The organism is Aurantimonas sp. A3-2-R12 (genome assembly GCF_036016755.1).
Taxonomy (GTDB): domain Bacteria; phylum Pseudomonadota; class Alphaproteobacteria; order Rhizobiales; family Rhizobiaceae; genus Aurantimonas; species Aurantimonas coralicida_A.
Map to the genome: position 1 here is coordinate 53,814 of NZ_JAYXIH010000004.1, position 16,350 is coordinate 70,163.

The 16,350-nt window shown below is 64.5% G+C and carries 20 protein-coding genes; 5 read left to right on the forward strand and 15 right to left on the reverse strand.

What is annotated here, in order from left to right:
• Positions 1-143 precede the first annotated feature (143 nt).
• Positions 144-923, reverse strand: coding sequence for a succinate dehydrogenase iron-sulfur subunit (locus VSX60_RS03215; protein ID WP_327622708.1), 780 nt, complete (start codon positions 921-923; stop codon positions 144-146).
• Between the two features lie 391 nt (positions 924-1,314).
• Between VSX60_RS03215 and queE the strand changes: the two genes are divergently transcribed.
• From queE to queC, 3 genes are read left to right on the forward strand one after another with little or no spacing between them, the layout of a single operon-like run.
• Positions 1,315-1,950, forward strand: a complete 636-nt coding sequence (gene queE, locus VSX60_RS03220; RefSeq protein WP_327622709.1) for a 7-carboxy-7-deazaguanine synthase — start codon at positions 1,315-1,317, stop codon at positions 1,948-1,950.
• Entirely contained in the window at positions 1,947-2,303 is a 357-nt protein-coding gene (gene queD, locus VSX60_RS03225) for a 6-carboxytetrahydropterin synthase QueD (protein ID WP_327622710.1), read from the forward strand. Before queE ends, queD begins: the two co-directional genes overlap by 4 nt.
• Positions 2,290-3,018, forward strand: a complete 729-nt coding sequence (queC, locus tag VSX60_RS03230; protein WP_327622711.1) for a 7-cyano-7-deazaguanine synthase QueC — start codon at positions 2,290-2,292, stop codon at positions 3,016-3,018. Before queD ends, queC begins: the two co-directional genes overlap by 14 nt.
• A gap of 17 nt (positions 3,019-3,035) precedes the next feature.
• Here the strand turns inward: queC and VSX60_RS03235 are convergent, their stop codons facing one another.
• The 6 genes from VSX60_RS03235 to VSX60_RS03260 form a co-directional block, all read right to left on the reverse strand.
• Complete coding sequence (locus VSX60_RS03235) at positions 3,036-4,190, reverse strand: App1 family protein (protein ID WP_327622712.1); 1,155 nt, start codon at positions 4,188-4,190, stop codon at positions 3,036-3,038.
• A gap of 100 nt (positions 4,191-4,290) precedes the next feature.
• Positions 4,291-4,908: a hypothetical protein gene (locus VSX60_RS03240; RefSeq protein ID WP_327622713.1), complete on the reverse strand. Its 618-nt coding sequence runs from the start codon at positions 4,906-4,908 to the stop codon at positions 4,291-4,293.
• Positions 4,909-5,158: 250 nt separating this feature from the next.
• Positions 5,159-7,021 carry a succinate dehydrogenase flavoprotein subunit gene (gene sdhA, locus VSX60_RS03245; protein WP_327622714.1) on the reverse strand — a complete coding sequence of 621 codons (1,863 nt, stop codon included), beginning with the start codon at positions 7,019-7,021 and terminating at the stop codon, positions 5,159-5,161.
• A gap of 2 nt (positions 7,022-7,023) precedes the next feature.
• Positions 7,024-7,404, reverse strand: coding sequence for a succinate dehydrogenase, hydrophobic membrane anchor protein (sdhD, locus tag VSX60_RS03250; RefSeq protein WP_327622715.1), 381 nt, complete (start codon positions 7,402-7,404; stop codon positions 7,024-7,026).
• Positions 7,405-7,415: 11 nt separating this feature from the next.
• A complete protein-coding gene (sdhC, locus tag VSX60_RS03255) occupies positions 7,416-7,808 on the reverse strand; it encodes a succinate dehydrogenase, cytochrome b556 subunit (RefSeq protein ID WP_327622716.1) in 393 nt (130 codons plus the stop codon).
• Positions 7,809-8,029: 221 nt separating this feature from the next.
• Complete coding sequence (locus VSX60_RS03260; protein WP_327622717.1) at positions 8,030-8,509, reverse strand: GNAT family N-acetyltransferase; 480 nt, start codon at positions 8,507-8,509, stop codon at positions 8,030-8,032.
• Positions 8,510-8,840: 331 nt separating this feature from the next.
• Between VSX60_RS03260 and VSX60_RS03265 the strand changes: the two genes are divergently transcribed.
• Positions 8,841-10,028 (forward strand): GGDEF domain-containing protein, encoded by a 1,188-nt coding sequence (locus VSX60_RS03265; protein ID WP_327622718.1) that lies wholly within the window; start codon positions 8,841-8,843, stop codon positions 10,026-10,028.
• A gap of 27 nt (positions 10,029-10,055) precedes the next feature.
• Here the strand turns inward: VSX60_RS03265 and leuC are convergent, their stop codons facing one another.
• The 3 genes from leuC to VSX60_RS03280 all read right to left on the reverse strand — a co-directional run bounded on the left by leuC (position 10,056) and on the right by VSX60_RS03280 (position 12,536).
• Positions 10,056-11,474: a 3-isopropylmalate dehydratase large subunit gene (gene leuC / locus VSX60_RS03270; protein WP_327622719.1), complete on the reverse strand. Its 1,419-nt coding sequence runs from the start codon at positions 11,472-11,474 to the stop codon at positions 10,056-10,058.
• Between the two features lie 95 nt (positions 11,475-11,569).
• On the reverse strand, positions 11,570-11,698 hold the full coding sequence (locus VSX60_RS03275) for a hypothetical protein (protein ID WP_327622720.1): 129 nt from the start codon (positions 11,696-11,698) through the stop codon (positions 11,570-11,572).
• 73 nt (positions 11,699-11,771) lie between these two features.
• Positions 11,772-12,536 carry a transcriptional regulator gene (locus VSX60_RS03280; protein WP_327622721.1) on the reverse strand — a complete coding sequence of 255 codons (765 nt, stop codon included), beginning with the start codon at positions 12,534-12,536 and terminating at the stop codon, positions 11,772-11,774.
• A gap of 326 nt (positions 12,537-12,862) precedes the next feature.
• On the opposite strand from VSX60_RS03280, the gene VSX60_RS03285 reads away from it, so the two are divergent.
• Complete coding sequence (locus VSX60_RS03285; RefSeq protein ID WP_327622722.1) at positions 12,863-13,105, forward strand: DUF2061 domain-containing protein; 243 nt, start codon at positions 12,863-12,865, stop codon at positions 13,103-13,105.
• A gap of 135 nt (positions 13,106-13,240) precedes the next feature.
• On the opposite strand, the gene rplS is transcribed toward VSX60_RS03285, so the two are convergent.
• From rplS to rpsP, 5 genes are all read right to left on the reverse strand, one after another.
• Complete coding sequence (gene rplS / locus VSX60_RS03290) at positions 13,241-13,699, reverse strand: 50S ribosomal protein L19 (RefSeq protein WP_327622723.1); 459 nt, start codon at positions 13,697-13,699, stop codon at positions 13,241-13,243.
• 229 nt (positions 13,700-13,928) lie between these two features.
• Positions 13,929-14,612: a tRNA (guanosine(37)-N1)-methyltransferase TrmD gene (gene trmD / locus VSX60_RS03295; protein WP_327622724.1), complete on the reverse strand. Its 684-nt coding sequence runs from the start codon at positions 14,610-14,612 to the stop codon at positions 13,929-13,931.
• Positions 14,613-14,619: 7 nt separating this feature from the next.
• Positions 14,620-14,922, reverse strand: a complete 303-nt coding sequence (locus tag VSX60_RS03300; protein WP_327622725.1) for a putative quinol monooxygenase — start codon at positions 14,920-14,922, stop codon at positions 14,620-14,622.
• 117 nt (positions 14,923-15,039) lie between these two features.
• Positions 15,040-15,618: a ribosome maturation factor RimM gene (rimM, locus tag VSX60_RS03305; RefSeq protein WP_327622726.1), complete on the reverse strand. Its 579-nt coding sequence runs from the start codon at positions 15,616-15,618 to the stop codon at positions 15,040-15,042.
• Between the two features lie 242 nt (positions 15,619-15,860).
• Positions 15,861-16,316, reverse strand: a complete 456-nt coding sequence (rpsP, locus tag VSX60_RS03310) for a 30S ribosomal protein S16 (RefSeq protein WP_327622727.1) — start codon at positions 16,314-16,316, stop codon at positions 15,861-15,863.
• Positions 16,317-16,350: the final 34 nt, after the last annotated feature.

A 16,350-nucleotide genomic window follows, 5' to 3' on the forward strand; every position in this document is an offset into this window, starting at 1 on the left:
CCGCATCCGTGATGGGAGAAAATGTCCGGAAAGGGGACCGGCGGCGCGATTACGACCCATCGCGGCCGTTTTGACCGCCAGTGTGGCAGAGTCGCCGCACACGCCGCGGCCCCTCGAAGCGAGGGAGAGACAATCACTGGCGTTCAGACGCGGCGCTCGACCATCATCTTCTTGATTTCGGCAATCGCCTTGGCTGGGTTCAACCCCTTCGGACAGGACTGGGTGCAGTTCATGATCGTGTGACAGCGATATAGCTTGAACGGATCCTCCAGATCGTCGAGCCGCTCGCCGGTCGCCTCATCGCGCGAATCGATCAGCCAGCGATAGGCCTGCAAGAGGACGGCCGGCCCGAGATAGCGTTCGCCGTTCCACCAATAGGACGGACAAGAGGTCTGGCAGCAGAAGCACAGGATGCACTCGTAGAGACCGTCGAGCTTCTCGCGATCCGAATGGCTCTGGCGCCACTCCTTCTCCGGCTCGGGCGTCTCGGTCTTCAGCCAGGGCTCGATCGAGCGAAGCTGGGCGTAAGGCACCGTCAGATCCGGGATCAGATCCTTGACCACCGGCATATGCGGCAGCGGATAGACCTTCACCGGCCCGGCGATCTCGTCCATGCCCTTGGTGCAGGCGAGCGTGTTGGAGCCATCGATATTCATGGCGCAAGAACCGCAGATGCCTTCGCGGCAGGAACGGCGAAGCGTCAGGGTGGAATCGACCCTGTTCTTGATCCACAGCAGCGCGTCGAGGACCATCGGCCCGCAGTCGTCGGTATCGACATAAAAGGTGTCGGTGCGCGGATTGTTTCCGTCGTCCGGCGACCAGCGATAGATCTTGAATTCGCGGACGTTCGCCGCCCCCGCCGGTTTGTCCCAGACCTTGCCTTCGTTGATCGTGGAATTCTTCGGAAGGGCGAGTTCGACCATGACGCTTTATCCGGTGCCGGTTGGATTGGCCGCAACATAAAGCGTGCGCTGCAAAACACCAGAGACGAAACAGCCCGGCAGCGGCGCGAATCGTTTGAATGTCCGGGTTTTTCCCGCATTGGCGAGGCCGGGGACAGCAAACGGCCTTGAACAGTTGCGCAAGCAGCCCGACCTCATTAACAAAGCCCCGCCGCACGCCCCGTGCCTGGTGCAAGCGTTTCAAACCCGTTTGCGCGGCAGACCATCATTGCACAGGGCCCACCATCGCACAGGGCGAACTGCGCCGATACGACGCCGGGGATGACGGCCCGATCGACCGGCCGGCTCCCGCGTATTTGATCGACAAACCGACGCCGGCCATGCCGTGCGTCGCTAAAAACCGGATGACACCATGACCTATTCGGTCAAGGAGATTTTCTACACACTTCAGGGCGAGGGCCGAAACGCCGGGCGCGCAGCGGTGTTTTGCCGCTTTGCCGGCTGTAATCTGTGGTCCGGCCGGGAGATCGACCGCGCGACGGCTGTCTGCCAGTTCTGCGACACCGATTTCGTCGGCACCAACGGGACCGGCGGCGGCAAATTCACCAGCGCGCGGGCACTCGCGGCCGCCATCGCCGCGACCTGGGAGGGCGAGACCGTGCCCGGTCGCCTCGTGGTGCTGACCGGCGGCGAGCCGCTTCTGCAGGTCGACGATGCCCTCGTCTCCGCTCTCCACGGGGAAGGCTTCGAGATCGCGGTCGAGACCAACGGCACACTCCCGGTGCCGGTGGCTATCGACTGGATCTGCGTCAGCCCGAAAAGCGGTGCACCGCTCGTCCAGACCAACGGGCAAGAGTTGAAACTGGTCTATCCGCAGGCGGGGGCCGAGCCGGAGCGTTTCGCCGAGCTGGACTTCGACACGTTGTTGCTGCAGCCGATGGACGGACCGGAGCGGGAAGCGAACACGGCGGCGGCGCTCGCCTATTGTCTCGCGCATCCGCGTTGGCGCCTCACCCTGCAAACCCACAAGCTCCTGGGAATTAGATGAAAATCACCCAAGCCTTCACCTTCGAAGCCGCTCACCGACTGCCCCATGTGCCGCAAACACATCGTTGCCACCGGATGCACGGCCACTCCTACCGGATCGAACTGACGCTCGAGGGGCCGGTGGACCCGCGAACCGGATTCGTCGTCGACTTCTTCGACGTCGAGAAAGCCTTCACGCCGCTTCTGGAGCGGCTCGATCACCACACGCTGAACGAGGTCGAGGGACTGGAAAATCCGACTTCCGAGAACATCGCCGTCTGGATCTACGATCGGATGAAGGCTGCGCTGCCCGTCACCGCCTCGGTGAAGGTGTTCGAGACGCCGCAGTGCTGGGCCGAATATGACGGCCGCTGACCAGACCGCCGATCAATCCGCGCTGGTGCTGTTCTCTGGCGGCCAGGATTCGGCGACCTGCCTCGCCTGGGCGCTCGATCGTTTCACTCATGTCGAGACGATCGGCTTCGATTATGGCCAGCGCCATGCGGTGGAGCTCACCGTGCGGCTCGACGTGCTCGCGGCGATCCGCACGCGCTTTTCGGCCTGGGACGACCGGTTGGGGGACGACCATCTGGTCGACCTGACGACGCTGGCGAAGGTCAGCGAAACCTCGCTGACGCGTGACGTCGCGATCGTCATGCAGGCCGATGGCCTGCCCAATAGCTTCGTGCCCGGCCGCAATCTCCTGTTCTTGACCTTCGCGGGAGCGGTCGCCTATCGGCGCGCGATCAAGCACCTGGTGACGGGGGTCTGCGAGACCGACTATTCCGGCTATCCCGACTGCCGCGACGATACGATGAAGGCGATGCAGCTCGCCCTCAATCTGGGTATGGAGCGCCGCTTCGTCATCCACACCCCGCTGATGTGGATCGACAAGGCCGAGACCTGGGCGCTGGCCGAGAAGATCGGCGGGGAGGCCCTCCTGGATCTCATCCGCGACGAGACCCATACCTGCTACAATGGCGACCGGAGCCACCGACACGAATGGGGCTATGGCTGCGGCACCTGCCCCGCCTGCGAGCTTCGGGCGGACGGCTACAGGCGCTTCCTGGCGGGCAGTTCGACCGCGTAGGGAACCGAGGGGCCTGCCTATTCCCCCGGGGTAAAAGCGCCTTCAGCCTCTTCTTCGCGTCGTCGCTGTTCAATGGCGGCGCGAACCTCATCGACGACCGATGGTCGCGCCAGACCCGATTCCGCGGCGTGTTCCGCCGCCATCACCAGAGTCGGTGCAATCGTCACGGCGACACCAAGGCCCCGCAGTCGCTGTAAGGCGTCGTCGGCGTGGGTTGCCAGCAAGCCGGAGGTGACGTCGCGGATATGGACGGCCAGGATCCGGCCGGGATATCGGCGCACTACCTCGGCATAGATGACTGCGTCGCGCTGGCCGGAATCGCCGACCAGCACGAACGGCAATTGCGGATGAGCCGCCATGACGCGCTCGATCATTTTCAGCTTGTGGTCGTCGTGGCCACCCGTCAGCCATTTGGTGGCATCGAGGCCGAAATCCTTCAACAGCATCGGACCGAGCGGGATATCGTGCAGCACCATGAAACGCTCGAACAGATCGAACAGATTCCAGGGACTGGACGAGACGTAGAAGACCGGATTGGTTTCCGGGCCAGCCTCGCCCTCGGCAAGCCTACGATAGAGGTGCGTGACGCCGGGAAAGGCGGTCCGGCTCTCGGCCGAGTTCGCCGCCACCGTCCGCCAGTGCTTCAGGAAATTGGTCGCGCCGGTCTTCACGATGGTGTCGTCGATATCGGAAATGACGCCGAACCGGGCTTTTGGCGAAACGATACGGATTTCCGCCTTCGCTCCCAGCGGCCGCACGGCGTAATGCGGCGCCTCGGTGAGGATCAGCTCGACGGGAAGCCATGGGGACGCCTCGCTGAGGGCGGGAGGTTCGATGGTGAGATCGAAATATCCCTCTTCGTCGGTCAGCACCTCGCCACTGATACCGCCCGCCGAATAAAGGATCCGCGCGCTCCGGATCTCGTCGGTCTCGTAGCGCTTGAGACTGAGCCACACATTGCCGAGGATCGACTCGGTGTGTTCGGCCGAGATCACGCCCTGATCCTCGATGACCCGGCCGCGCAGCCACAGCCCCTCCGGGGTCTGAAACCCGCGATAGGCGAGCAGAATGGGGGTGCCGAGAAGCCCGGCGGCGCGTTTCGCGCGGAAACGGACCCTGTCCCAGAGATTTTCGGCGCGGTGCGCGAGCGCGTGAATTTTTTCGGTTGCCATCGAGCAGACGATAGGGCTGCCCGACGGCGCGGCGAGGAAAAGTTTCGCTGACAGGCGAAGGGCCGATCGCTCGGCAACCGGCCCTTTCCGCGGCGGACGATTATTTGGCGGGCAAGGCTGCCGGCGCCTCGGACTTGACCTCGGGCGTCCGGACGAACGTTCCGGTCGCGCAGGCGTCCGACGTCTCGTTGAGGAAGGCGAAGATCGTCGTCTGATCGGCGTCGCCGACGCGGCGGTCCTTGAGCATGCGGTCGGCGACCGGCGGCGCCACCACGCTGGCGATGAGATAATCGCGCTGCGGGTCCGACAATTCGCTCATCGCTTCGGTCGCAAGACAGGTGCAGGCGGCCGGCGTCATCGCTTTCATCTGCACGCCGCAAAGACCCGCGATCATCTCGATCTGGTTGTCGCCGTTGACGCGTGGCAGCTCGAATTTCTCGCCGACCTCGTTCGACGGCGGGGCGCTGCTCTTGCTCTCCGCCGTGCCTGACCCGGTCGCTGACGTCGCCGAGCCCGCCGGCGAACCGGAGGCCGTCGCATCGCTCGCCTCGCCGCCCGCAGCGGCTGGTTTCTCGGGCGTTTCCGTCGCGGCTGGGTCGGCCGGCGTCGGCACGCCTTGTGTTGTCGGCATCTCGGTCGTCGATTGCGCAAGGGCTGGCGCATTCATCAGAGCGAGCGCGGCAATTACCGCGAGCCCGGCGCCTGTGGATCGAATCATGCAGTTCCTCCGAAATGACTGAATGTCGGCCGCTCAAGCGGACCGGTCACCGGTGCCCGACGACACACTTAGCACGCCGATCGGAATGCGGCAGTCCGGATAGGGCAGGGACAGACATTTCGACTCGATCCGACAAATTCGAGGCCGCGCAGCGAAACCGCCCGTCCTTCGCCGCGCAAACCTTCGCGAACGCAAACGGCCGGCCCGAGGGCCGGCCGACTGAGAAGGCCTGAAGCGGGAGCGATGCTATTCAATACACCCGCGTTTTCGGCTCGATGTATTCGATCTCGTTCGACAGCGTGTAGGCATGGACCGGTCGATCCTCGAGCGTCACGGTCTTGGTGCCGGTGTCGCAGAAGCTCAGCGTGTGCTTCATCCAGTTCGTGTCGTCGCGGTCGGGGAAATCCTCGCGGGCATGGGCGCCGCGCGACTCCGTCCGGTTGCGCGCCGAATCCATCGTCACCACGGCCTGGGCGATCAGATTGTCGTATTCGAGCGTCTCGATCAGATCCGTGTTCCAGATCAGCGATCGGTCGGTGACCCGCACGTCCTCCGACGCCGACCAGACGTCGTGGATCTTCTGATGGCCTTCTTCCAGAACCTCGCCGGTGCGGAAGACCGCGCAGTTCGACTGCATGGTCTGCTGCATCCGATCCCGAAGCTCGGCCGTCGGCGTCGAGCCGGCGGCGTTGCGGAACCGGTCGAGGCGGGCGATCGCCTTGTCGCCAGCATCGGCTGGCAGCGGCGCATGCCCCTCGCCGGGCGTCAGAGTTTCGGCGCAGCGCAGCGCCGCGGCACGGCCGAAGACGACGAGATCGATCAGCGAATTGGAGCCGAGCCGGTTGGCGCCGTGGACCGATACGCAGGCCGCCTCGCCCACTGCCATCAATCCCGGCACCACGGTATCCGGATCGCCGTCCTTCTTGGTCAACACCTCGCCATGATAGTTCGTCGGAATGCCGCCCATATTGTAGTGGACCGTCGGCAGCACCGGGATCGGCTCGCGGGTGACATCGACGCCGGCGAAGATCTTCGCCGATTCCGAAATGCCCGGAAGCCGCTCGTGCAGCACGGCGGGGTCGAGGTGGTCGAGATGCAGGAAGATGTGGTCCTTCTGCTTGCCGACGCCGCGACCCTCGCGGATTTCCAGCGTCATCGCCCGGCTGACCACGTCGCGCGACGCCAGATCCTTGGCCGACGGCGCGTAGCGCTCCATGAAGCGCTCACCCTCGGAATTGGTGAGATAACCGCCTTCGCCGCGCGAGCCCTCGGTGATCAGACAGCCGGCGCCGTAGATGCCGGTCGGATGGAACTGCACGAACTCCATGTCCTGCAGCGGCAGGCCCGCACGCAAGGCCATGGCATTGCCATCGCCGGTGCAGGTGTGGGCGGAGGTCGCTGAGAAATAGGCGCGGCCGTAACCGCCGGTGGCCAGGATGGTCTTCTTGGCGCGGAAGCGATGCAGCGTGCCGTCGTCGAGGCAGAGCGCGATCACACCCCGGCACGCGCCCTCCTCGTCCATGATCAGGTCGATGGCGAAATATTCGATGAAGAACTCGGTGGAGTGGCGCAGCGACTGGCCATAGAGCGTGTGAAGCATCGCGTGGCCGGTCCGGTCGGCGGCGGCGCAGGTGCGCTGCGCCGGGGGACCCTGGCCGAAGTCGGTGGTCATGCCGCCGAAGGGTCGCTGGTAGATCTTGCCGTCCTCGGTCCGCGAAAACGGCACGCCGAAATGCTCCAGCTCATAAACGGCGGCCGGCGCCTCGCGCACCAGATATTCAATGGCGTCCTGGTCGCCCAGCCAGTCCGACCCCTTGACGGTGTCGTACATGTGCCAGCGCCAGTCGTCCTTGCCCATGTTGCCCAGCGAGGCGGCGACGCCGCCCTGCGCGGCAACGGTGTGCGAGCGTGTCGGGAACACCTTGGTGATGCAGGCGGTCTTGAGCCCGGCCTGGGCGGCACCCAGGGTGGCGCGAAGGCCAGCGCCACCTGCCCCGACGACGACGACGTCGAAGGTGTGGTCGGTGATCGGATAGGCCTTGCCGTTCTGGGCCGGGGCGCTGCGATGCGGCTGCCCGGCTCTATTGCCGTCGGCGGTTCCATTCGTTGCCATGGTCAGACTCCGAAGCTCATCTTGACGATCGCGAACAGGCTCGCGCCAGCGATGGCGACCGCGAAAAACGTATTGAAAATAACGAGGACCACCTTCATTCCGCCGTGGACGTAGTCCTCGATGATGACCTGCATGCCGATCTTCATGTGGATTGCCGCCGACACGGTGACCAGCGCCATCGCGATTCCGACCAGCGGATTCGCGAAGGCCGCGCGCACATCCGCGTAGCTCTCGTTGTGGAGGGCGATGACGAGGATCACGAAGAAGCTGATCAAAAACAGGTTCGCGACGGCGGTCAGCCGCTGCTGCCAGAAGTGCTCGGTGCCACTGGCCGCCGAACCAAGGCCGCGCACGCGGCGCAACGGTGTTCTCATGTCGGTCATGGCGCGCTCCCTCAACCGAAGATCAGAATGCCGACCCAAAGGATCAGCGTGACGGCAAGCGAGGCAACCAGCGTCACCTGGGCCAGAAGGGTCGAGGTTTCCTTGCCCAGACCGTGCCCGGTATCCCAGATCAAGTGCCGAACGCCGCCGAACATGTGGTGGAGCAGCGCCCAAGTGTAGCCGAACAAAATCAGCTGGCCGACGATCGAGCCAAAGAAGGCCGAGGCATAGGAGAAGGCCTCCGGACCACTGGCTGCTGCGACCAGCCACCAGACGAAGAACAGCGTGCCGACATATAGCGCGCCGCCGGTGATTCGATGCAGGATCGACATCACCATGGTGGGACGGAATTTGTAGATGCTGAGATGCGGCGATAGGGGCCGCGGGGATGGGGCGTCGGACATCGGTGCTTTCTAGTCCTCGAATTTCCCTTGCACCATGCAGCATATAGGCACAGGCCCCACGCCGCACAGCGATCGGATGCGTCCTTAAAAGACGTATCGCAACTGCGAAAGCAAGCCTTTCGCGTTGCGGTAGGGACGGCGAGGCCGGCTTAATCGATTAGGCGCGGCAGGCGGGTGCGGCAAAACCGTCTGCCCCGCCCTGCACTCTTACAAGTTTCGAATCACTTCGGCGAGGGTTCGCGGTCGATAAAGCGGATGACATAGCTCGACCAATCGGCTGGATCGGCGATCTTTTCGTAGAGCCGCCGCCCGTTGCCGGGGTTTCGCGGCGAATGCAGCACGAGCTTCGACCAGCCGCGGCCGTCGGCTTCATCGGCGAGAAGATCGATCATCGCCTTGGCGATGCCTTTGCGGCGGTGGCGGTGATCCACATAGATGTGGTCGGCAAGACCCGAGCGCATGCCGGTCCACACATCCGGTATGTCGTAGAAAAGAACGAAGCCGACCAACTCGCCATCAAGCCGCGCTCCCAGGACCTCCGCCGTCCGGTCCTGCAGCAATTGCTCCGCGTAATAGGGGTCCGGGGACCCTGGCGCGCCGCGAAACAGCGACTGGTTGTAGGCCGAGATCAACGGCGCCAGATCGCGCGCGTCGCTGAGGCGCAGTCGCCTGATATCGATGTCGGGGGCCGGCGTCTCCATGGACGGAAGCCTTTCACGCCTGGGGAGGCCGGCGTCAAGACCCCTTGCCGGCATCTCGTCAACTGCGATCGTTCGACGGCATCGGATAGCCGTCCTCCCCGAAATTTCCGCTAGGTCGCCGCCCGCAAAACCGGTGGGGTCACCCCTATCCGATTGTTTTCATACATAAATCTCTAGTTGCAATCCCAAATCAATACTACACGCAACTTAAGAGCTCCGTTAACTTAAACCGGCTACAGTTACTCCTGCAACGGCTTTGGCCGTTTTTTGCGCTTTACCACCCTTCTCATCGGTTGCTCCCGAAGAGACCGCCTTTCAAATACGAGTCGACATGAGCGAAGCAGACATTCTGGCCTGGTGCGTGCCTCTCGCTCTCGCTGCGGTCTCGGGGGTCTTTCTCGTCCTCGGCGTCACGGTTCCCGGCGGCGTCTCATGGGGCATCGCCTACGCGCTGGTGGCTATCGGCTATGCGACGGCGATCTTTCCGGGCGGGGACTACGGCGTCGCAAAAGCGATCCTCGAAGATTCGCTATTCCTGTTCGCCATGGCGGCGATGGCGCGAGGCCTATCCCAGCGGTTCCACCGCCCTCCGCACGACTTCGCCGCCTTGGCCATGATCGCGCTGACGCTTCTCATCGCCGGACTCGCTCTCGTCCTCCACGATAGCGTTCCGGCCGAGGTCGCAGCCGTGCAGACCGGATGTGCCGCCTTTGCCCTCTTCGCCGCCGCCCAAATGAGGGGAGCGCTGCAAAAGCCGATCAACCGAGCGTTGTTCGCACTCGCCCTGCTGCTGGCGGCAAACCTGATGGCGCAGAATTTTATCTTCCTCGTCGATCCGTCCCCACACCTCACAACCGCCGATTGGCGCCAGTCGAGCTGGGCGTTTTTCTTCCAGCTCGGCGGTATCGCGTTCGGCCTTCTGTTTGCCTTCACCGCCCTCATCGCCATCGGTCTCGATGCCGTCGAGCGCTACCGTGTCTCATCGGAGACGGATCTTCTGTCAGGCCTGCTCAATCGCCGCGGCTTCGAGCTGCAACTGCGCGCCGCCACCGAGCGGCGGGGAGCCGAGGGTGCGCTCGTCTTGATCGATGTCGACCACTTCAAGGCGGTCAACGACCGCAACGGTCATGCCGCCGGCGACATGGTGATCGCGGGATTAGGGGCGCTTCTCGGCCTGTTCGCGGACCGCCTCGGTTTTGCCGGACGAATGGGCGGCGAGGAGTTCGCGATCTTCGTCGAAGGAGCCGATACGTCGGCTGGCGCGGCGAGGGCTCTCGAAATCCGTGAGGCGCTGAAGGGCGTGGCCTGGCCGCTGCCGCTGGTGGGCATTCAGATTACGGCCAGCTTCGGCGTCGCCGCCGCTCGGCCGGGCGAGAGCTTCGAGGCCGCCTACCGTCGGGCGGACGACAGGCTCTACCAGGCAAAGCAAGCCGGCCGCGACTGCGTCATCGCGGCCGAGACGGCGATTGTTGTCACCAGACCACCGGACCAAGCGGCAACAATCTCGCGGGTCGCCTGACCCCATTCGCCCAGCGCCGGCCGATATCTATTTCCAGGTTCGGATGTCGACGAAACGACCGGCGATCGCCGCCGCCGCCGCCATCGCCGGCGACACCAGATGGGTGCGCCCCTTGGAACCCTGACGGCCCTCGAAATTACGGTTTGACGTCGAGGCGCAACGCTCGTGCGGCTTCAGCCGGTCCTCGTTCATGCCGAGACACATCGAGCAGCCGGGCTCGCGCCATTCGAAGCCGGCCGCCATGAAGATCCGGTCGAGCCCTTCTTCCTCCGCCTGCGCCTTCACCAATCCCGAGCCGGGCACGATCATGCCGGAGACGCCGGTCGCCATACGGCGTCCTTCGACCACCTTGGCGACGGCCCGCAGATCCTCGATCCGGCCGTTGGTACAGGAGCCGATGAAGATCATGTCCACCGCGATATCGGTGATCTTCGTGCCGGGGGTCAATCCCATATAGTCGAGGGCGCGCTGCTTCGACTTGCGTTTGTTCTCGTCGGGAATGGTCGCCGGGTCCGGCACGACGCCCTCAATGGAGACGACGTCCTCGGGCGACGAACCCCAGGAGACGATCGGCGGCAGGTTGGCCGCGTCGAGCCGCACCACCTTGTCGTAATGGGCGCCTTGGTCCGATGTCAGCGTCCGCCAATAGTCGACGGCTATCTTGAACGCCTCGCCCTTGGGCGCGCGCGGCTTGTCCTCGATATAGGCGAAGGTGGTCTCGTCCGGAGCGATGAGCCCGGCCCGCGCGCCGGCCTCGATCGACATGTTGCAGATCGTCATCCGCCCTTCCATCGACAGGGCGCGGATCGCCTCGCCGGCATATTCGATGACGTAGCCGGTGCCGCCCGCCGTGCCGATTTCGCCGATGATCGCCAGGATGATGTCCTTGGCGGTGACGCCTTCGGGAAGCTGGCCGTTCACCTCCACCAGCATGTTCTTGGCCTTTGACTGGATCAGCGTCTGGGTGGCCAGCACATGCTCGACTTCGGAGGTGCCGATGCCATGCGCCAATGCACCGAAGGCGCCGTGGGTCGAGGTGTGGCTGTCACCGCAGACGATGGTCATGCCCGGCAGGGTGAAGCCCTGTTCGGGACCGATGATGTGGACGATGCCCTGCCGCCGGTCGACCTCGTTGAAATACTCAATGCCGAAATCGGCGGCGTTCTTCGCCAGCGCCTCGACCTGGATGCGGCTTTCCGGATTGCCAATGCCGTGCGAGCGATCGGTCGTCGGCACGTTGTGGTCGACCACGGCCAGCGTCTTCTCCGGCTGGCGCACCTTGCGGCCAGCGAGACGCAGACCCTCGAACGCCTGCGGGCTCGTCACCTCATGGACGAGATGGCGATCGATATAGATCAGGCAGGTGCCACCCTCCTGTTCGTCGACGAGATGTTCGTCCCAGATTTTGTCGTAGACGGTGCGGGGCTTGGCTTCGGCGTTGCTCATGGGTCGGTCCTTGTCCGGCAGCCTCTCGGGCCACGGTCGGTCGAATGGGCGAAAGGATGGATCGGTTCGCGCCATCGCGGCGCTCGTCGGTCGCTTTACCGGCCGTCGGCGGCGATCAGCCGGTAGAAGAAACGGCCGGGCAGGCGCGCATGATCGGAGAGCTTGGCGAAGCCCTCGCTGGTCGGCAGGTGCGCCCGCGCTTTCCGGTTCCGGACTCTTGTCATGGCCACAAAGTAGCAATTGGATGCGGCCGGGACAATCGGGACGTTCGTCCGCGACGCTCCAGCAACGGCTCGGCTATTCCGGTACCACCAGATCCTCGATGAAGCGCGGCGTGTGCCGCGCCTCGAAATCGGCCTCGCGCACCAGCCCGTCGAAATGCCGGGTCAGCTCCATGACCTGCCGGCGCTCGCGAAAGGCGAGATAGAAGCGGCCGACATAAACCGCCGCCTGCAGCGGGCCGAAGATCGTCACCGGCGCGGAGAAGACCTTCTTGCGGTCGAAGAGATACAGCCGGAGCGAGGGATACAGTTCTTCGGTCAGCCGGGCCAGCCGCTCGAGCTGCGCCCGTCGCTCGGCTGACGGCAGGCCGCGCCAATAGCCCTCGCCGGCCGCGAAACTCTCCAGCGCATCGATCGGCATGGCGATCTCGTAATCGGTATCCGGCGCTCGGAGATAGGCAAGCCGGTCGCGCATGTCGGCGATCGCCTGGTCGGACGTGCGGCCGAGGAAATCGCCATATTCGAAACGCAGCACCGATTCCGACTTCAGCATATCCGGCAAGGTCGCCGGAACGTGCCGGATCTTGTAGCCGCGCGCCTCCTCGTGCCAGCGATAGATCGACTTGTCGGAGGGCGCCCGCGCCGCTTCCTCGATACGCATCGCCACCTGCAGGACATCGGCGCTGCGCTCGCGCCGGTCGGTGAGCCCCAGCAGCCAGTCGCAGGACACCCCGAGCGCGGTCGCGCATTCCGCCGCGAATTGCGCGTTGGGCAGCCGGCCCTCGTCGGACGACAGAATCAGCGAGACGGTCGAGCGATCTGCCCCGGTGGCACGTGCCAACGCACTCTTCGACATCGCCGCCGAGGTCATGGCAGAGCCCAGGCGTTCGCGGAAAAGGCGGGATCTTTGTCGTTTATCCATGATTGTTGATAATTGTCATAGTTCACGAAGAAAATCTACATTTGTGAATCAAACCATGAGAATTCACAGAATTCCCGTGAGTGGCTGAAAAGCCTATGGTCGTCACATTCCCTCCCAGGGCGCCGACTTTCCACCTGCCTCCCAAGCTGGCGTCGGCGCCCCTGGACTTCGACAAACAATCGAATCTGCCCATCGGTGCGACGCATCGCGACGGACGGATTCGCCTCGGCCAATGGAGATTTTCGATGGAAACCCGCGTACGGAGCCTGGTGAAAGCCGCGTCCTGGCAGCTTCTCGGCCTCGTGACCATGTCGATTCTGGGGTTTCTGTTTACCGGCTCGCTCACTTCGGGCAGCGCTCTGGCCGCCGCATCGGGCCTGCTCGGCTTCTTCACCTATCTGGCGCACGAGCGGGTGTGGGCCGGTGTTCGATGGGGTTGGGTCTCGGCGACCGGCACGATCCGCGAGGCGGCGACCCTCGATCGTTAAATGCGCGGCGAGGGCGCTCCGGGTCGATGCTGGAAACTCCGTCCGCCGGGGCTCCGAGGAATTTCATTCCCCAAACACAAGAAAGCGGCCCCAGAGGGACCGCTTTTCCAAATTCTGTCCGACCGAGAGGTCGGCTTATTCGGCGGCGTCCTTGGCCGCCTGCTTCTCGGCCTTCGCCTTGTCGCGCTCGGCGACGGCGATCTGACGGGCGTCGTCGTTCAGCTTGCGGGCGCGCACATTGGTCGCCTCGACGATACGGGCCGACTTGCCGCGGCGATCGCGCAGATAATAGAGCTTGGCCCGCCGTACCTTACCGCGCCGCACGATCTCGACCGAATCGAGCTGCGGCGAATAGAGCGGGAAGACGCGCTCGACGCCTTCGCCATAGGAAATCTTGCGGACCGTGAAGTTTTCCTGGATGCCCGCGCCCGACCGCGCGATGCAGACGCCTTCATAGGCCTGGACACGCGTGCGCGTGCCCTCGGTGACCTTGACGTTGACGCGCAGCGTGTCGCCGGCGGAAAATTCCGGAAGGGTACGGATCGCGTTGATACGCTCGGCCTCGGCGGCATCGAGTTCGGAGATAATGTTCATGGCATAGCCTCAATTCGTTTCATGCCGGAAAAGTTAGTCTCAGCCGACATGGCCGCGGGTACGGTCAAGTTATTCTGAGGAAATCGGTGTCGCCCATACACCGCTTTGCCGCCTTTGTCACTATCCCGCGTCGACATCCGACACTAGTTTTGCAAGGACCAAGGCGCCAGCGGCAGTCGCGGCGGTTCGATATATGCCCGAACGGTGCGGCAGAGTCGATCAAGCAACGTCAGTCGTCGAGCAAATCCGGTCGTCGCGCGCGGGTGATCCGTTCCGCTTCAGCCTCCCGCCAGCGTTCGACCGCCCCGTGGTCGCCCGACGTCAGGAGATCGGGGATCGTGCGCCCCTCCCATTCCGCCGGCCGGGTATAATGGGGATGTTCGAGGAGACCCGTTTCGAAGCTTTCCGTCTCGCCCGATTGGGCATTGCCCATGACGCCTGGCAACAGCCGGACCACGGCGTCGAGCAGCACCATCGCCGCCACCTCGCCGCCCGACAGGACATAGTCACCGATCGAGACCTCCTCGAGGTCACGCGCCGCGATCACCCGTTCGTCGACCCCCTCGAAGCGCCCACAGACGATCACGGCGCCATCGCCGGCGGCGAGTTCGCGCACCCGCGCCTGGGTCAGCGGCTTGCCCCGCGGGCTCATCAAGAGCCGCGGGCGTGTGTCGCCCGCAGGCGAGGCCGAATCGATCGCGTTGGCCAGCACATCGGCGCGCATCACCATGCCGGCGCCGCCACCGGACGGCGTGTCATCGACCATACGATGACGGCCGACGCCGAAGTCGCGAATCTGCACCGTCTCCAGCGCAAAATCGCCGCGAGCGAGCGCCTTGCCGGCCAGCGAGACGCCGAGCGGTCCGGGAAACATCTCCGGATAGAGCGTGAGGACGGAGGCGCGGAAGCTCATGATCGGATCAGGCGAGCGGCTCGCTCTTGGCGACCTCGATGATCTTCAGATCGCGCCCGAGCACCTCGACCTCGCTCAGCGCCGCCCGCCAGGCCGCGATGTGGTCGGACTGGGCGTGGCGCGTCAGATCGGCCCGGCTTTCCCACTCCTCGTAAATCCGCACCAGACCCGGCTCGGTCAGATCCTCCGCGAAGGAATAGACGAGACAGCCGGGCTCGGCGCGGGTCGCGGCGATGGTGGCGTTCGCCTTGCCACGCAAGCGCTCCAGATCGGCGGCATGAAGACGCTGGGTTCCGGCGACGATAATCATGAGGCGCTCCTTTCGGTGGCAGCGGGATCAGAGATCCGCGCCGCGGGCAAGACAAGGGATCGGTTACGCGCCACAAGGCGCGGAGTAAACCGACGGGGACGACGCCGGAGCCGGACGTCAGTCGTCGTCCGCCGGTAGCTCTGGCGCACCGTCTGGCTCATCTGTCTCGGCCTCGGCAAGCCCGGCGGCGAAGGGTTCGACGATCATCACGCCGCGATCCGCGTCGATCTGCGGAACCGCCGCATCTGAAAACGGGATCATCACGGTCTGGCCTTCCGGCGGCTTGATCTCGACGATGTCGCCGGCGCCGAAATCGTGGAACGCCACGACCGTGCCGACGGCGACGCCCGCCACCGTCTCCACGGCGAGGCCGACGAGGTCGCCCAGATAGAACTCGTCCGACTCCTCCGGCTCCGGCAAAGCGGATCGATCGATGAAGAGTTCACGGCCGTTCAGCCGCTCGGCGTGGTTACGATCCTCCACCTCGGCAAAGCGGACGACGACGACGTTCTTCTGAAGGCGGGCACTCTTCACAGTGTAGCGGTTGCCAGCAGTGTCGAAGAGCGGCCCATAGGCGCCGAGCTCGACGGGGCTCTCGGTAAACGAGCGGACGCGGCATTCGCCCTTCAGTCCGTGCGCGCCGCCGACGACGCCGAGCAGGACGGGATTTTCCGGTTTGGTTTGGTTTTGCGGCACGACGTTGCAATCCAGCGAGCGGAGAAAAGCGGCTTGTTGGCGCCTCACAGGGAGGGTCTTACGCCAACGGATACGGCGATGACACCCTTGCGGCCCCCCAGCAACGACCTCTTGAGGCCATCGGACAGGGCGGAGGCGCCTGGACAAGGTCAATAGCTCGATGAGAGCCGCGCCCCATCACACGAACGGCGCCAAATGGCGCCGTTCGTCACTCTCGTTATCGCGGATGCGAACTGAGCGCCTTATTCGGCCGACGCGGTCTCGGTGTCTTCAGCCGGAGCGTCCTCAGCCGCAGCCTCTTCGGCCGGCGCGTTCTTGGCCGCCTCAGCGTCCGCGGCGGCCTGCTCGGCCGCTGCCTTGGCGTCCTCCTCGCGCTGCGCACGCTCGGCTACGCGCTCCTGCGCCTTCTTGCCCGGCTTGCCCTTCACCGGATTGGCGCGGGCGGGACGGCTGAGAATGCCGGCCTTGTCGAGGAAGCGCATCACGCGGTCGGTCGGCTGGGCGCCCTCGCTCAGCCAGTGCTTGATGCGCTCTTCGTTCAGGATGACACGCTCGACGTCCTTCGGCAGCATCGGGTTCCACGAGCCAATCTGTTCCACGAAACGGCCGTCACGCGGGCTCCGGGCGTCAGCGACGACGACATGGTAATAAGGCCGCTTCTTCGAACCGGCACGGGCAAGACGCATTTTCAGGGGCATCGGGGATCTTCCTTCTGTTGGTATCGGCCCGCTA